The sequence below is a fragment of the Paraburkholderia dilworthii genome, from assembly GCF_000472525.1.
GTDB lineage: Bacteria > Pseudomonadota > Gammaproteobacteria > Burkholderiales > Burkholderiaceae > Paraburkholderia > Paraburkholderia dilworthii.
On the sequence record NZ_AWZT01000001.1, the window covers coordinates 532,652 to 546,728 of the forward strand.

A 14,077-nucleotide genomic window follows, 5' to 3' on the forward strand; every position below is an offset into this window, starting at 1 on the left:
GCCGAGCGGGGCGTCATTCATGGCCTACCAAACCAGCGGTCCTAGCGGCATTTCTTCGATCCTTTCGAACCCGATCCTGAACACGGATTCGTACAAGGCGTCGCATTATCTGCAATACCCGCCCGAAGCCTCGGCGATGTTTTCGTACATCGAATCGCGGGGCGGGCGCTACGATTGCACGCTCTTTTTCGGCTTGCAGATGCTGATCAAAGAGTATCTGTGCCGGCCCATCACAGTGGAGATGATCGAACAGGCCAAGGCGTTTTTCGGCACGCATGGCGAGCCGTTCAACGAAGCCGGCTGGCATCACATCGTCGAGCGTCATAACGGTTATCTGCCAGTGCGGATTCGCGCGGTGCCCGAGGGTTCGGTGGTGCCGACGCATAACGTGCTCGTCACCGTCGAATGCGACGATCCGCAGGTTTTCTGGCTCGCTTCGTATCTCGAGACCATGCTGCTGCGCGTGTGGTATCCGGTCACGGTCGCGACGCAAAGCTGGCATCTGCGCAAGACGATCCGCGCATATCTGGTAAAGACGAGCGACGACCTCACGCAACTGCCGTTCAAACTGCACGACTTCGGTGCGCGCGGCGTGTCGAGCGCGGAATCGGCGGCAATCGGCGGCGCCGCGCATCTCGTGAGCTTCATGGGCTCGGACACGGTGCTCGGCGTGGCCGCTGCCAATCACTATTACAACGAGAGCATGGCCGCCTTTTCGGTGCCGGCCGCCGAGCACAGCACGATCACTTCGTGGGGCCGCGAGCGCGAGGCCGACGCGTATCGGAACATGATCGCGAAATTTGCAAGGCCGGGCGCAATCGTTTCCGTGGTATCGGACTCCTACGATCTGTACGCGGCACTCAAGGTCTGGGGCACCGAACTGAAGCAGGCCGTGCTAGAGTCCGGCGCCACCCTTGTCATCAGACCCGATTCGGGCGACCCGCAGACCATCGTGTTGCAAACCTTGCAGGCGCTGGAGGCGTCGTTTGGATCGGCGCTAAATAGCAAGGGGCGGCGCGTGCTCGACAACGTGCGCGTGATTCAGGGCGACGGCGTGAATCCCGACTCGCTCGAAGCCATTCTCGCCGCGATGGACGATGCGGGCTTCGCCGCGGACAACATCGTGTTCGGCATGGGCGGCGCGCTGTTGCAGCAGATCAATCGCGACACGCAGCGCTTCGCGATGAAGTGCTCGGCGATCCGCCTCGGCGACGCGTGGCGCGACGTGTCGAAAGACCCGGTCACGGACGCGAGCAAACGTTCGATGAAAGGACGTCTCACGCTGCTGCGCCATCGTCGGACGGGCGCGTATCGGACAGCCACGCTGCCGCTCGCGGCGGATGACGGCGCGGGCGCCGGGCAAGCCGATTGGGAGGATGCGATGGTGACGGTGTTCGATTCGGGCAAACTGCTCGTCGACGTATCGTTGTCGGAGATCCGCACCCGCGCGCATGCGCACGAAGTGTAGCGGCTCGACGTGCGGGCCCGCGCGCTATGATTCGATACAACAACACGGGCTTCAACACGCGCTTCAATACAGGCAACGCAGATCCCAGAACAATGAGCCATTCCAACACCCAATTGATCGAGCGCTTCTACACCGCGTTCCAGCAGCGCGACGCCGACACCATGATCGCCTGCTATGCCGACGACGTCGTCTTCAGCGATCCCGCATTCGGCGACTTGCACGGCGACGAAGTGCGCGACATGTGGCGCATGCTTGTCACGCGCGCGCAGGATTTTTCGCTGACGTTCGACAGCATCGAAGCCGACGAGCATAACGGCCGAGCGCATTGGACCGCGGGCTATGTGTTCAGCCAGACGGGCCGCCCGGTGGTTAATCAGATCGACGCGCGCTTTGCGTTCCGCGACGGGCTGATCGTCGAGCATCGCGACAGTTTCGATCTATGGGCGTGGATGCGCCAGGCATTGGGCGCACGAGGCGCGCTGCTCGGATGGTCGCCGCTCGTACATCGCTCGATCCGTGCGCGGGCGAGAAGAGGGCTTGCGCTTTATCGGCGCCAGGACAACAACAGTTGAGTGCGCGGGCAGCGGCCGATGCAGTATTCTTTTCCATCGAACAGCGGGGACAGGTATGCCGGTAATGGATGCCGCATGGCAGGAGTGGCTGCGCACCAACGCAGCGCGTGGCTGCACGATGGACTCGATGATCGGGGCCATGACGCAAGCGGGTTTTGCCGCCGACACAGCCTTTGAAGCGGTGCGCAACGCGTTCGGCTCGAACGTGGTGAGCGCCGCAACTGCGCCGGTCGCTGCGGCGGGCGGCACCGAAGCCGCGTTGCGGCAAAAGGCGCCGCAAGCGTACCAGTACGACGAACCACCGGTCGCGCGCGGCAATACGATCCGCGCTTATGACCGCGACGTGCAGGTGTTGACGCGTTGCGAGCGGCCGCAGGTGATCGTGTTCGCGAACGTGTTGTCGCCGCAGGAATGCAGCGAGATGATCGAGCGTTCGCGGCATCGGCTGAAACGCTCGACCACGGTCAATCCCGCGACCGGCCAGGAAGACGTGATCCGCAACCGGACCAGTGAAGGTATCTGGTATCAACGCGGCGAAGACGCGTTTATCGAGCGGCTGGATCAGCGCATTGCGAGCCTGATGAACTGGCCGGTCGAGAATGGCGAAGGTTTGCAGATCCTGCACTATGGCCCGACTGGCGAATATCGGCCGCATTTCGACTATTTTCCGCCCGATCAACCCGGCAGCGCGGTACATACTGCGCGCGGCGGCCAGCGCGTGGCCACGCTCGTCGTCTATCTGAACGATGTGCGCGAGGGCGGCGAAACGATCTTTCCGGAAGCGGGCTTGTCGGTCGCAGCGAACCCGGGCGGCGCTGTATATTTCCGCTACATGAACGGTCAGCGCCAACTCGATCCGCTAACCTTGCACGGCGGCGCGCCAGTGCTCGCCGGCGAAAAGTGGATCATGACGAAGTGGGTGCGCGAACGCGCGTACGTCTAATCTGAACGCACGGCGCGCGCGGCGCCTTCACTTGCGCTCAGGTGCTTCGGTAGACGTCCGGGTCATGCACTTCCATGAAAAGCGCCGGGTTCGACAGCGCCTTGAACCCGTGCGGCCGATACACATGGTGCGCGTCTGTCGTCGCCAGCATTATTCTTCTCAACCCTTGCAGCGACTCGCTCGCCAGAAGGTGCGCGAGCAACGCATGCGCATATCCTTTGCCGCGATACTGCGGCAGCACGAAAACATCGCACAGGTATGCAAAAGTCGCGTGATCCGTGACGACGCGCGCAAACGCCACCTGTTTGCCGTCGACATAGCCGCCAATACACAGCGACCCCGCAATGGCGCGTTCGAGCGTTTCGCGCGGCATGCCCTTGGCCCACGGCGTTTCCTGCGACAGAAACGCGTGCACCGTGGCAATGTCGAGCTCATCCTTGTTGCTTGAAATTCTCAGATCGCTCATATCGTTTATGGCCGTCACGTCGTCTCCCGATGGTTGTTAGCCCTTGGCGGGATCTTCCGCGCCGCGCGAACCGCCGCCGATGCTCTGGCCCGCATCGCGCGAAAGACCCATGTAGCCGATCACCGATACGAGCGTCAATACGCCGGCAAGCAGAAACGCGAGCCGGAAATCGTCGAGCGTAAACACACCACCCGCCGTCTCACCGTTGAAGAGCGCCGCGGCTCGCAGCGAAACCGCGCCGAACGCGATGCCAAGGCCAATCGTCATTTGTGCCGCCGCGCTCCATAGCGTGCTGGCCGCGCTCATTTGCGGCTGCGCGACGTCCGCATAGGCAAGCGTTGCAAGCGTCGAAAACTGCATCGAGCGCGCGACGCCGTACATGAACACGACGATCAGCACGAGCGCAAGCGGCACGTCCGGAGTCAGCAAGCCGCACGCAATGATGAAGATGCCCGCTACCGTTACGTCGACGATCGACACCATACGGAAGCCGAAACGCTGCAGGATTCGCGTGGTCAGCGCCTTCATGCCGAGGTTGCCGAGCGCGCTGGCGAGCAGCAGCAGGCCCGACTTGAACGCCGACAAGCCGAAGCCGACCTGGAACAGCAGCGGCATCAGATAAGGCACGGCGCCAATGCCGATGCGCGTGAACGAGCCCGTCACAACGGTCACCGAAAACGTCGGAATCTTCAGCGTGGAAACGTCGATCAGCGGATGCGGATGCCGCTTCGCATGCTGGAAAGCGATGACGCCCACCAGCAAGCCCGCGACGATGACCGCGCCGGCAATCCACGGATTTTCGGCGGGCTGGCTCGCCAGTTCCGCGCCGTACAGGATTGCGGTGAGCGCGGTGCCGCTCAACAGCAGACCGGCTACGTCGAGCGGCTTGCGTTCGCTGCCGCGCAGGTTCGGCACCAGCGCTAGCGCGACGGCCATCGCGGCGAGACCGAAGGGCACGTTGAGCAGGAAAATCCAGCGCCACGACGCGTAGGTGGTAATGAAGCCGCCGATCGGCGGGCCGACCACGGGCGCGGCAATCGCAGGCCATGTGATCGTCGAGATCGCCTGCATCATGCGGCTTTTTTCGGTGCTGCGAACCACGATCAGCCGGCCAACCGGCACCATCATCGCGCCGCCGATGCCTTGCAGCAAACGCGCGGCGGTGAATTCCGCGACGTTCTGCGACAGGCCGCACAGCACCGAAGCCACGGTGAATACGCCAATCGCGCTGAAGAACACGGTGCGCGAGCCGCAGCGGTCGGCGACCCAGCCGCTCGCGGGGATAAAGATCGCAAGTGCCAGCATGTAGGCCGTCATGCCGAGACTGACGCTATTGGGCCCGACGCCGAACGAGTGCGCCATTTGCGGCAGCGCGGTCGCGATCACCGTGGTGTCGAGATACTCCATGAAAAACGTGGCCGCGACGATGTACGGCAGCCAGCCGCCATGCTTCAGAGGCGTGCTGCTTGCACTCATTGCACGGCTCCTGCCAGCGCGCGTGTGGATGCGCGGTCAATGCCGCGCACGTGCGGGCGGATGCGGCGCCGTGTACGCGCTACAGGCGATGTTATGCACTTCATTTTTTCGACTACCTTTCGAAGACGTGTTTGCGCCGTCCAGGCGACGAGAACTAGGGCCGCGAGCGGGCTGGCAGAACGTGCGCCGCCGTGCCCGTCGCACTGCTCAGCAGAACCCCGCGCGACGACGCTGCGCGCTGACTTTGGCTGGCCGGCCCTGAATCCTAACGCAATACGGATCGCAGTATCGGCAAGCCATGCACGCCGGGCGAGCCCGCGCGGACGCCATCCAGGAGGAGCATGGCGTGTGCCGTCGCGTGCGCTGAAGACACGTTTCGATGCAACGCGCGGCTCAGTCCTTCGCCGCGTATTCGCGATCCAGCCGGTCGTACAACGGCTTGTTCACGAGACGCTGGCGCTCGCCGAACGGAGCGACGAGCGTCGCATCTTCATCGAGGCGGCCGTTGCTCTTCAGGCTGCCGAGCGCGCGCTGCATGCCGAGCACGGCACCTTGCAGGGCGGCGTTCGCATAAAGCACGATGCCGTAGCCGAGCTTGGCGAGCGCTTCTCGCGATTGCACCGGTGTCTTGCCGCCGATCACGATGTTGACCAGTTGCGGCTTGTCGAACAGCGACGGCAAACGCTCGATGTCCGCCAGCGATTCGGTCGCCTCGATGAAAAGGATGTCGGCGCCCGCTTCGATGAAGCGATGACCGCGCTCGATCGCGTCTTCGATACCGTGGACGGCCGCCGCGTCGGTGCGCGCCATGATCTGCAGATTGCCGTCCTCGCGGGCGTCGACCGCCGCGCGGATCTTGCCGGCCATTTCGCTTGCACCGATCACTTCCTTGCCGGAAAAGTGGCCGCATTTCTTGGGCATCACCTGATCTTCGAACTGGATCACGTCGGCGCCGCTGCGCTCGAGCACGCGCACGGTCTGGCGCACGTTCAACGCGTTGCCGAAGCCGGTGTCGGCGTCCACGATCAGCGGTAGCGCAACCGCATCGCGAATTCGCGCGGTGTGCTCGGCGACTTCGGCAAGACCGATGAAGCCGAGATCGGGCAAGCCCAGCGACATGTTGGTGACGCCCGCGCCCGTGATGTAGAGCGCCTCGAAACCGGCGTCCTCGATCACGCGGGCGCTCATTGCGTTGAAGGCGCCGGGCACGAGCAGGCCCTGGCGTTCGTTGATCCTGGCGCGGAAGGCGGCGCGGCGCGTGGCGGAAGTTGTCATGACGGTGTGTCTCCGGGTGGAGTGAGCGTTGTTGAGCGGGCTTCAAAGTGCAGAAACTATGCCAATCCGTTTAGGCGGCCGGATAGGCAAGCAAGATCAAAGACTTGCGACGATCCGGGCAGTGGTGGGCGCGTCATGGCAAAATGCAGACTGTTCCATGAAACGTTCCATGAAACGTTTCGTGCAATGTTTGGGGTAACGTTTTCAACCGCCGTCGCTGGAGCGTCTTACATGTCCACGTTTGCCTCGTCGCTCGTCAACGCCGATCCCGGCCGCCCCGGCATTGCATTGGTAAGTATCAGCCGCTTGCAGTCGCTTTGCGAGACTATCGCGCCGCGCTACTCCGCCCGCGCGAGATTTTTCCCGGTCCGCGAGGGGTATGACGCGGCTGTCACCGCGCTACAGGCATACGTCGATGCCGGTTCCGTCGACGTCGTTCTCGCGGCCGGCTCGAACGGCGCCTATTTGCGCGACAACCTGAGCGTGCCGGTGGTGATGGTCAAAGTGAACGGCTTCGACGTGCTGAGCGCGATCACGCGCGCCACCACCACGTGGCCAGGCGCTCCGATCGGGCTCGTGTTGCACGACACCATTTCGCACGAACTCGCCGATCTGAGCGGCTGGTTGAACGTCGGCCTGAAACAGCGCGCGTACCGCTCTGTCGATGAAGTCCGAACCGCCGTGAATAATCTCGCTGCGGAAGGTTGCCGCGTGATCATCGGACCTGGAATGGCTTGCGATCTGGCCCAGCAGGTGGGTCTGGACAGCGTGTTCCTCTACTCGCTCGGCGCTGTCGAGGAGGCGTTCGAACGTTCGGTCGAGCTTGCGCGCGTGAGCCGGCAGAAGGAGTCCAAGCGCGTGCGCCTGAACACGATCGTCGCGCACCTGCGCGACGGCGTGGCCGCTTTCGACGACGCCGGTCAGCTCGAAGCCGTCAACCCCGCAATGCTCGATCTGCTCGGCCTCGAACGCGAGCAGGACGTTGCCGCGCAGCTCGCGCGGACGGTCGGCCCGTGGCTGCGCGACGCGCTGCAACGTGGCGGCGCGGTCGACGAGCGCATCGAGCAGATTGGCGAGCGTTCGCTGATCGTCAATTGTGTGCCGATCGTCGAGCAGGGCGCCCGCTCGGGCTCGGTGGTGACGGCGCAGGACGCGCTGGTCGCGCAGCGGATCGACCGGTCGCTGCGCACCAGTCAGCGGCCGAAGCATCTGGTTGCGCGGCATCGGCTGGACGATCTGATCGGCGAGTCGCCCGCGCTCGAACGCGTGCGGCGGCTCGCGCGTGCGGGCGCGGCGCACGACGCCACGGTCTTATTGACCGGCGAAAGCGGCACCGGCAAGGAACTGGTCGCGCAGGGTATCCACAACGCGAGCCGGCGGCGCGGCAATCCGTTCGTCGCGTTCAATTGCGCGGCGCTGCCGGAAGGGCTGATCGAAAGCGAACTGTTCGGCCACGAGGAAGGCGCATTCACCGGCGCGCGGCGCGGCGGCAAGCCGGGCCTGTTCGAGATTGCCCATACGGGGACGATTTTCCTCGATGAAATCGGCGAAATGCCGCCGGCGCTGCAAAGCCGGCTGCTGCGCGTGCTCCAGGAGCGCGAGGTGATGAAACTCGGCTCGGGCCGCGCGACGCCGATCGACGTGCGGGTGATCGCCGCCACGCACCGCGACCTGCATGGGCTCGTCGAGCAGGGCGGGTTTCGCGCGGACCTGTATTTTCGTCTGAATCTGCTTCAGATAGAATTGCCGCCGCTGCGCGAGCGGCGCGCCGATGTTGCGCCGCTCGCGCGGCACTTGTTAAGCCGTAGCGCGCTCCAATATGGGTTGTCGAAGGCTGCAATCGGGCGGCTGTTGAAGTTTCTGGCGCCGCTTTTCGAGCGCTACTCATGGCCCGGCAACGTGCGGGAACTGGAAAATCTGCTGGCGCGCGCGGCGATTTATCTCGGCGATGCCGCCAGCGACCCCGGCCCGAACCTCGAGCCCGATTTGCTGGCGCTGTTTCCGGAATTCAGCCGGACGAAACCGGCGCGCGTGAACCGCCTGCCTTCAGATTCCCCAGCTGATGACATCGCGGGCGCTGCCCGCACTGCGCCCAGCCGCGACGATGCGATGAAGGCGCTCGCCCAATCTGGCGGCAACCGCGCAGCGGCAAGCCGGGCGCTCGGCATCGGCCGCACGACACTGTGGCGACTGCTAAAGGACGACGCAGCGCGATAGCCGCCAGGGTCGGAACAGATAGCGTCAATCTATCAATATAATTAACACAATCCACTTTACCTATTAAGCGTCGTCTGACATACTGACTCCACTTTCCAACCACTCAGAAAGAGGACTCAGCAAATGCCGATCATCAATAGTCAAGTCAAACCGTTCAAGGCACAGGCTTACCACAACGGCGATTTCGTGACCGTCACCGAAGAAAGCCTGAAGGGCAAGTGGTCGGTTTTCGTTTTCTATCCGGCCGACTTCACGTTTGTTTGCCCGACCGAACTGGGTGACCTGGCCGATCGCTACGCCGATTTCCAGAAGCTCGGCGTTGAAATCTACAGCGTGTCGACCGACACGCACTTCACGCACAAGGCTTGGCACGACACGTCGGACACGATCCAGAAGATCAAGTACCCGATGATCGCCGACCCGACTCTGGCAATCTCGCGCAACTTCGACGTGCTGATCGAAGAAGAAGGTCTGGCGCTGCGCGGCACGTTCGTGATCAATCCGGAAGGCGAGATCAAGCTGTGCGAAGTGCACGACAACGGCATCGGCCGTGACGCCGGCGAACTGCTGCGCAAGGTGCAGGCTGCGCAATACATCGCGGCGCATCCGGGCGAAGTTTGCCCCGCCAAGTGGACGCCGGGCGCTGAAACGCTGACCCCGTCGCTCGACCTGATCGGCAAGATCTAAGGTTTCGCCGCTTCAAAGCTTCAGGCAAGTAGTAGCGCCTTTGACGCGCATCACCGTGCGAACCGCTTCATGCAGCGGTTCGCGCGTCCCCGGTCCGCACGTGTTCTATCCGGACGCGAGCGGGGCCGGGAACCCAACACCCCATCGTCACGGAATCGAATAGCCATGCTTGATGCCAATCTCAAGACTCAGTTGAAAACGTACCTCGAAAGGGTTAGTAACCCTATCGAGATCGTCGCGTCGCTCGACGACAGCGCGAAATCGCAAGAGCTGCTGGCATTGCTGAACGATATCGCGACGTTGTCCGAACGCGTCGCCGTGATCGAACGCCGCGACGACAGCGAGCGCAAGCCGTCGTTTTCGATCGGCGCGCCGGGCAAAGACATCGGCATCCGCTTCGCGGGTATTCCGATGGGGCATGAATTCACGTCGCTCGTCCTCGCATTGCTGCAGGTCGGCGGCCATCCGGTCAAACTCGACGACGCAGTGATCGAACAGATCCGCAGCCTCGACGGCGACTATCAATTCGAAACGTATTTCTCGCTGTCGTGCCAGAACTGCCCGGAAGTCGTGCAGGCGCTGAACGTGATGGCGCTCATCAACCCGCGCATTCGTCACGTGGCGATCGACGGCGCGCTGTTCCAGAACGAAGTCGAGTCGCGCCAGATCATGGCTGTACCGACGATGTTCATGAATGGCGAAGTGTTCGGCCAGGGCCGCAGCGGTGTGAAGGAAATCCTCGCAAAACTCGACACGAATGCGGGCGCGCGTGCGGCGAAGGAACTGGAAAAGAAGCCGGTGTTCGACACGCTGATCGTCGGCGGCGGGCCTGCTGGCGCGGCTGCGGCGATCTACTCGGCGCGCAAGGGCATCGCGACGGGCGTTGTCGCGGAACGCTTCGGCGGTCAGGTGCTCGACACGCTTGCTATCGAAAACTTCGTCTCCGTTACGGAAACCGAAGGGCCGAAGTTCGCCACCGCGCTCGAACAGCACGTGAAAACGTATGAAGTCGACATCATGGACGTGCAGCGCGCCGAGGCGCTGATTCCCGGCCGCATCAACGAAGTGCGTCTCGCGAATGGCGCGGTGCTGAAGGCCAAAACGATCATCCTCGCCACAGGCGCGCGCTGGCGCGAAATCAATGTGCCGGGCGAGCGCGAGTACCGCAATCACGGCGTCGCGTACTGCCCGCACTGCGACGGTCCGCTCTTCAAGGGCAAGCGGGTCGCGGTGATCGGCGGCGGCAACTCGGGCGTGGAAGCGGCAATCGACCTTGCGGGTATCGTGCGCGAAGTCACGCTATTCGAATTCGGCGCTACGTTGCGTGCCGACGAAGTACTGCAACGCAAGTTGCGCAGCCTCGCTAACGTGACCATCATCACGCAGGCGCAGACCACCGAAATCACCGGCGACGGCAAGAAGGTCAACGGTCTGGTCTACAAGGACCTGCGTTCGGGCGAAGCGAAGAGCGTCGAACTGGAAGGCGTATTCGTGCAGATCGGTCTCGTGCCGAATACCGAATGGCTGAAGGGCACGGTGGAGTTGTCGAAGCACGGCGAGATCGTCGTCGATGCACGCGGTGCGACGTCGGTGCCGGGCGTGTTCGCGGCCGGCGACGTGACTACCGTGCCGTTCAAGCAGATCGTGATTGCGGTCGGCGAGGGCGCGAAGGCATCGCTCAGCGCGTTCGACTACCTGATCCGCAATAGCGAAGAAACCGAAGCGGTTAGCGAGGTTGAAGCCGAAGCCGCAGTTTGACGATAAGGCTTTACATGTAGTGAACGACGGCGGCCCGAGGGCCGCCGTTGTCATTTGCTGACGAGTATTCGGACTGCGCTGTGCGATGTACCGGCTACTATGCGGCGAAATGGCGAGGGTGCAAAAAAAAACCGCCCGGCACAAACCGGGCGGCTTTTCATTCAAGCATAAGCACTAAAGCAACCGCTTAGGCCCACAACTCCGACACCTCGTTGTCGCGCAAATCGAACACAAGCACTTCCGCGTCGCGACCTTGGGCGAAGTTGAGCGCTTCTTCGCCGCGCACACGCGCGCCATCGCCTTCGCCGAGTTCCACGCCGTTCACCGTCACGCTGCCGCGCGCCACATGCACATAGGCGTAGCGGTTGCTCGCAAGTTCCAGTTGCGCGGTTTCATCGCCGTTGAAGAGGCCGGCATAAACGCGTGCGTCCTGTTGCAACACGACCGAACCGTTCGCGCCATCCGGCGACAGTACGAGGCGCAGCACGCCGCGCTTGTCGTCCGCGCTGAAATGCTGTTGCTGATAACGCGGCGCGGTGCCCTTTTGCGCCGGTGCGATCCAGATCTGCAGGAAGTGCACCGGCTCGCTCTTCGAATGGTTGTATTCGCTGTGCGCGACGCCGGTTCCCGCGCTCATCAACTGGATATCGCCGGGTACGATTACGGAGCCGGTGCCCATCGTGTCTTTGTGCTCGAGCGCGCCGTCCAGCACGTACGAAAAGATTTCCATATCGCGATGCGGGTGCTTGCCGAAGCCTTGCGCCGGCGCGACCCGGTCGTCGTTGATCACGAGCAGATCGGAGAAGCCGTTCTGCTTCGGATCATGGTAGTTCGCGAACGAAAACGTATGACGCGAACTGAGCCAGCCGTGCTCCGCGCGGCCGCGTTGATTGGCGTGTCTGATTTCAAGCATCTCTTTCTCCTGTCGACCGGAGCTGGCGCAAGGCGCTCGCTCCGGGGTTCCATGCAACTTTCGCTGCGGATGATCCGGGCAAGAGGTTGTCCGCGATCCATGAACGTCAGTGTAGGTCAACTATTGACGCTATAATCGCCGGAAAATCGGAAACATCGTCTCATTACTGTGGACAATTGCCATGCAACTCGACGACATGCGAATCTTCGTGGCCACCGTCGACGCCCATAACTTCACCGCCGCCGCAAAGCGCCTCTCGCTTTCGAAACAGTTCGTCAGCCGCCGGGTCATGGCGCTCGAAGAAGCGCTCGGCGTGCCGCTTCTGGTGCGCAACACGCGCAAGCTGGCCGTCACCGAGCTCGGTCTGGAATTCTACGAACGCGCCAAACGCATCCTGCGCGAAGTGGAGGACGCCGAGCAGGCGATGTCGCTGCGGCGTGCGGGGCCGCGCGGCCTGCTGAGAGTCAGCGCGCCGATGTCGTTCGGCATGATGCATCTGTCGCCGCTCGTCGCGGATTTTCTGCGCGGGCATGGCGATGTGCGCTTCGACATGGAGTTGAGCGACCGCACCGTCGACGTGGTCGGCGAGGGCTTCGACATGGCGGTGCGAATAGGCGTATTGCCCGATTCCACGCTCATCGCGCAAAAACTGGTCGACGTGAATCTGGTCGCGTGTTGCAGCCCGGGCTATCGGCGCCGCCGCGGCGCTCCGGCCTCGCCTGCCGACCTCGCGCGCCATTCATGCCTGTTATACGGGCACGGCGGCGTAGTCACATGGGACTTCGCAGTGGAGGGCGCATTGAAAAGCTTCGAAGTACACGGACCGCTGCGGGCCAACAATGGCGATCTGATTCGCGATGCGGCGGTGGCCGGTCTTGGAATAGTTCGGCTTCCTGATTTTATTGTCGCCGATGCATTGCGAAGCAGCCAGCTCGTCACGGTGCTCGATGAATTTCTGCCGAGCCCGACGGGCGTCTATGCAGTCTATCCGCAGCATCGGCAAAGCTCGCTGACCATTCGGGCTTTCGTCGACTTTCTGCGCAAGCATTTGAAAAAGCGCCTCGCAGCGTGACGCCGTGCAGCAGCGGCCCAATCTTCAAAAAGGAACTGAGCCGCTGCAAGAACTTACGATCAACCGTCGCGGAAAATAAAGCTATAGCCGTTCAGTGCCGGCACGCCGCCCAGATGCGCATAGAGCACGCGCGAGCCGTCGGGGAATTCGCCGTTGCGCACCATGTCGATCATTCCGTGCATCGACTTGCCCTCGTACACGGGATCCGTCAGCACGCCTTCGAGCCGCGCGCACAAGCGGATCGCCTGCAGCGTGCCTTCATTCGGCAGGCCGTATTCGGGACCGCCGAAGCGTTCGTCGAGCACCACGTCCTGAGCGGTAATGTCTCGTCCGAGGCCGACTTTCTCGGCTGTTCTATTCGCAATACGCGTAATCTGCTCGCGCGTCTGCGCCGGTTTTGCGGACGCGTCGATGCCGATGACTTTATCGGCGCGACCGTCGGCGGCGAAACCGACCACCATGCCGGCTTGCGTGCTGCCGGTCACCGAGCACACTACGATGTAATCGAACTTGAAGCCGAGCTCCGCCTCCTGCTGGCGGACTTCCTCCGCGAAGCCAACAAAGCCGAGACCGCCCAGCGGATGATCCGAGCAGCCCGCCGGAATCGCGTAGGGCTTGCCGCCGGCGGCACGGACGCTTTCCAGCGCGTCTTCCCAGCTCTTGCGAAAGCCGATATCGAAGCCATCCGGCACGAGGCGCACGTCCGCGCCGAGAATGCGCGACATCTGGATATTGCCGACGCGGTCGTACACGGCGTCCGAATAGTTGACCCAGTTCTCCTGCACGAGCACGCACTTCATGCCGAGATGCGCGGCGACCGCCGCGACCTGGCGCGTCTGATTCGACTGAATGCCGCCAATCGACACTAGCGTGTCGCAACCTTGCGCGATCGCTTCGGGAATCAGGTATTCGAGCTTGCGCGTTTTGTTGCCGCCGAACGCAAAGCCGCTATTGCAATCCTCGCGCTTTGCATACAGATGCACTTTGCCCCCTAGGTGATCGCTTAGCCGCTTGAGCGGCTGGATAGGCGTTGGCCCGAAGGTGAGCGGGTAACGGGGGAATCGTTGCAGATTCATGGCATCTCCGGTGGTCGGTGAGTGCGGTTGCCGGCAGTGGGGCCGGGTTCAACACATGGTAGAAAAAACAGTGAGAAATGAGCTTGCGAAGAAAATCCTAACGGCGTAATTTCAGCAATTGAAAAACGTACCGCGCATAACTTAATTTTGCAAA

At 62.6% G+C, this 14,077-nt stretch carries 12 protein-coding genes; 7 read left to right on the forward strand and 5 right to left on the reverse strand.

Translation table 11 applies throughout. From position 1 onward, the window contains the following. Window positions 1-19 precede the first annotated feature (19 nt). From F759_RS0102785 to F759_RS0102795, 3 genes are all read left to right on the forward strand, one after another. Window positions 20-1,468 carry a nicotinate phosphoribosyltransferase gene (locus F759_RS0102785; RefSeq protein WP_027798496.1) on the forward strand — a complete coding sequence of 483 codons (1,449 nt, stop codon included), beginning with the start codon at window positions 20-22 and terminating at the stop codon, window positions 1,466-1,468. 92 nt (window positions 1,469-1,560) lie between these two features. Further along, on the forward strand, window positions 1,561-2,040 hold the full coding sequence (locus tag F759_RS0102790; protein WP_027798497.1) for a nuclear transport factor 2 family protein: 480 nt from the start codon (window positions 1,561-1,563) through the stop codon (window positions 2,038-2,040). 55 nt (window positions 2,041-2,095) lie between these two features. Beyond that, a complete protein-coding gene (locus F759_RS0102795) occupies window positions 2,096-2,983 on the forward strand; it encodes a 2OG-Fe(II) oxygenase (protein WP_027798498.1) in 888 nt (295 codons plus the stop codon). 37 nt (window positions 2,984-3,020) lie between these two features. On the opposite strand, the gene F759_RS0102800 is transcribed toward F759_RS0102795, so the two are convergent. The 3 genes from F759_RS0102800 to F759_RS0102810 form a co-directional block, all read right to left on the reverse strand. Beyond that, complete coding sequence (locus tag F759_RS0102800) at window positions 3,021-3,449, reverse strand: GNAT family N-acetyltransferase (protein ID WP_036023373.1); 429 nt, start codon at window positions 3,447-3,449, stop codon at window positions 3,021-3,023. Between the two features lie 36 nt (window positions 3,450-3,485). Then, the gene (locus tag F759_RS0102805) at window positions 3,486-4,925 is read right to left on the reverse strand and encodes an MFS transporter (RefSeq protein ID WP_027798500.1); all 1,440 of its coding nucleotides are present in this window, start codon (window positions 4,923-4,925) and stop codon (window positions 3,486-3,488) included. A gap of 393 nt (window positions 4,926-5,318) precedes the next feature. Next, entirely contained in the window at window positions 5,319-6,200 is an 882-nt protein-coding gene (locus F759_RS0102810; RefSeq protein WP_027798501.1) for an isocitrate lyase/PEP mutase family protein, read from the reverse strand. 231 nt (window positions 6,201-6,431) lie between these two features. Here F759_RS0102810 and prpR point away from each other — a divergent pair, with 231 nt between their 5' ends. From prpR to ahpF, 3 genes are all read left to right on the forward strand, one after another. Beyond that, complete coding sequence (gene prpR / locus F759_RS0102815) at window positions 6,432-8,417, forward strand: propionate catabolism operon regulatory protein PrpR (RefSeq protein ID WP_027798502.1); 1,986 nt, start codon at window positions 6,432-6,434, stop codon at window positions 8,415-8,417. Between the two features lie 123 nt (window positions 8,418-8,540). Further along, entirely contained in the window at window positions 8,541-9,104 is a 564-nt protein-coding gene (ahpC, locus tag F759_RS0102820; RefSeq protein WP_020067922.1) for an alkyl hydroperoxide reductase subunit C, read from the forward strand. Between the two features lie 165 nt (window positions 9,105-9,269). After that, window positions 9,270-10,862, forward strand: coding sequence for an alkyl hydroperoxide reductase subunit F (gene ahpF / locus F759_RS0102825; RefSeq protein WP_027798503.1), 1,593 nt, complete (start codon window positions 9,270-9,272; stop codon window positions 10,860-10,862). Between the two features lie 187 nt (window positions 10,863-11,049). Here the strand turns inward: ahpF and F759_RS0102830 are convergent, their stop codons facing one another. Then, the gene (locus F759_RS0102830) at window positions 11,050-11,775 is read right to left on the reverse strand and encodes a pirin family protein (protein WP_027798504.1); all 726 of its coding nucleotides are present in this window, start codon (window positions 11,773-11,775) and stop codon (window positions 11,050-11,052) included. 181 nt (window positions 11,776-11,956) lie between these two features. Between F759_RS0102830 and F759_RS0102835 the strand changes: the two genes are divergently transcribed. Beyond that, a complete protein-coding gene (locus F759_RS0102835) occupies window positions 11,957-12,847 on the forward strand; it encodes a LysR family transcriptional regulator (protein WP_027798505.1) in 891 nt (296 codons plus the stop codon). A gap of 59 nt (window positions 12,848-12,906) precedes the next feature. Here F759_RS0102835 and F759_RS0102840 read toward each other — a convergent pair whose 3' ends face one another. Beyond that, window positions 12,907-13,923 carry a 1-aminocyclopropane-1-carboxylate deaminase gene (locus tag F759_RS0102840; protein WP_027798506.1) on the reverse strand — a complete coding sequence of 339 codons (1,017 nt, stop codon included), beginning with the start codon at window positions 13,921-13,923 and terminating at the stop codon, window positions 12,907-12,909. Between the last annotated feature and the right edge of the window lie 154 nt (window positions 13,924-14,077).

Coding starts and splice junctions, on each gene's coding strand:
- F759_RS0102785 (WP_027798496.1), top strand. CDS start 20: ATGGCCTACCAAACCAGCGGTCCTAGCGGCATTTCTTCGATCCTTTCG.
- F759_RS0102790 (WP_027798497.1), top strand. CDS start 1,561: ATGAGCCATTCCAACACCCAATTGATCGAGCGCTTCTACACCGCGTTC.
- F759_RS0102795 (WP_027798498.1), top strand. CDS start 2,096: ATGCCGGTAATGGATGCCGCATGGCAGGAGTGGCTGCGCACCAACGCA.
- F759_RS0102800 (WP_036023373.1), bottom strand. CDS start 3,449: ATGAGCGATCTGAGAATTTCAAGCAACAAGGATGAGCTCGACATTGCC.
- F759_RS0102805 (WP_027798500.1), bottom strand. CDS start 4,925: ATGAGTGCAAGCAGCACGCCTCTGAAGCATGGCGGCTGGCTGCCGTAC.
- F759_RS0102810 (WP_027798501.1), bottom strand. CDS start 6,200: ATGACAACTTCCGCCACGCGCCGCGCCGCCTTCCGCGCCAGGATCAAC.
- prpR (WP_027798502.1), top strand. CDS start 6,432: ATGTCCACGTTTGCCTCGTCGCTCGTCAACGCCGATCCCGGCCGCCCC.
- ahpC (WP_020067922.1), top strand. CDS start 8,541: ATGCCGATCATCAATAGTCAAGTCAAACCGTTCAAGGCACAGGCTTAC.
- ahpF (WP_027798503.1), top strand. CDS start 9,270: ATGCTTGATGCCAATCTCAAGACTCAGTTGAAAACGTACCTCGAAAGG.
- F759_RS0102830 (WP_027798504.1), bottom strand. CDS start 11,775: ATGCTTGAAATCAGACACGCCAATCAACGCGGCCGCGCGGAGCACGGC.
- F759_RS0102835 (WP_027798505.1), top strand. CDS start 11,957: ATGCAACTCGACGACATGCGAATCTTCGTGGCCACCGTCGACGCCCAT.
- F759_RS0102840 (WP_027798506.1), bottom strand. CDS start 13,923: ATGAATCTGCAACGATTCCCCCGTTACCCGCTCACCTTCGGGCCAACG.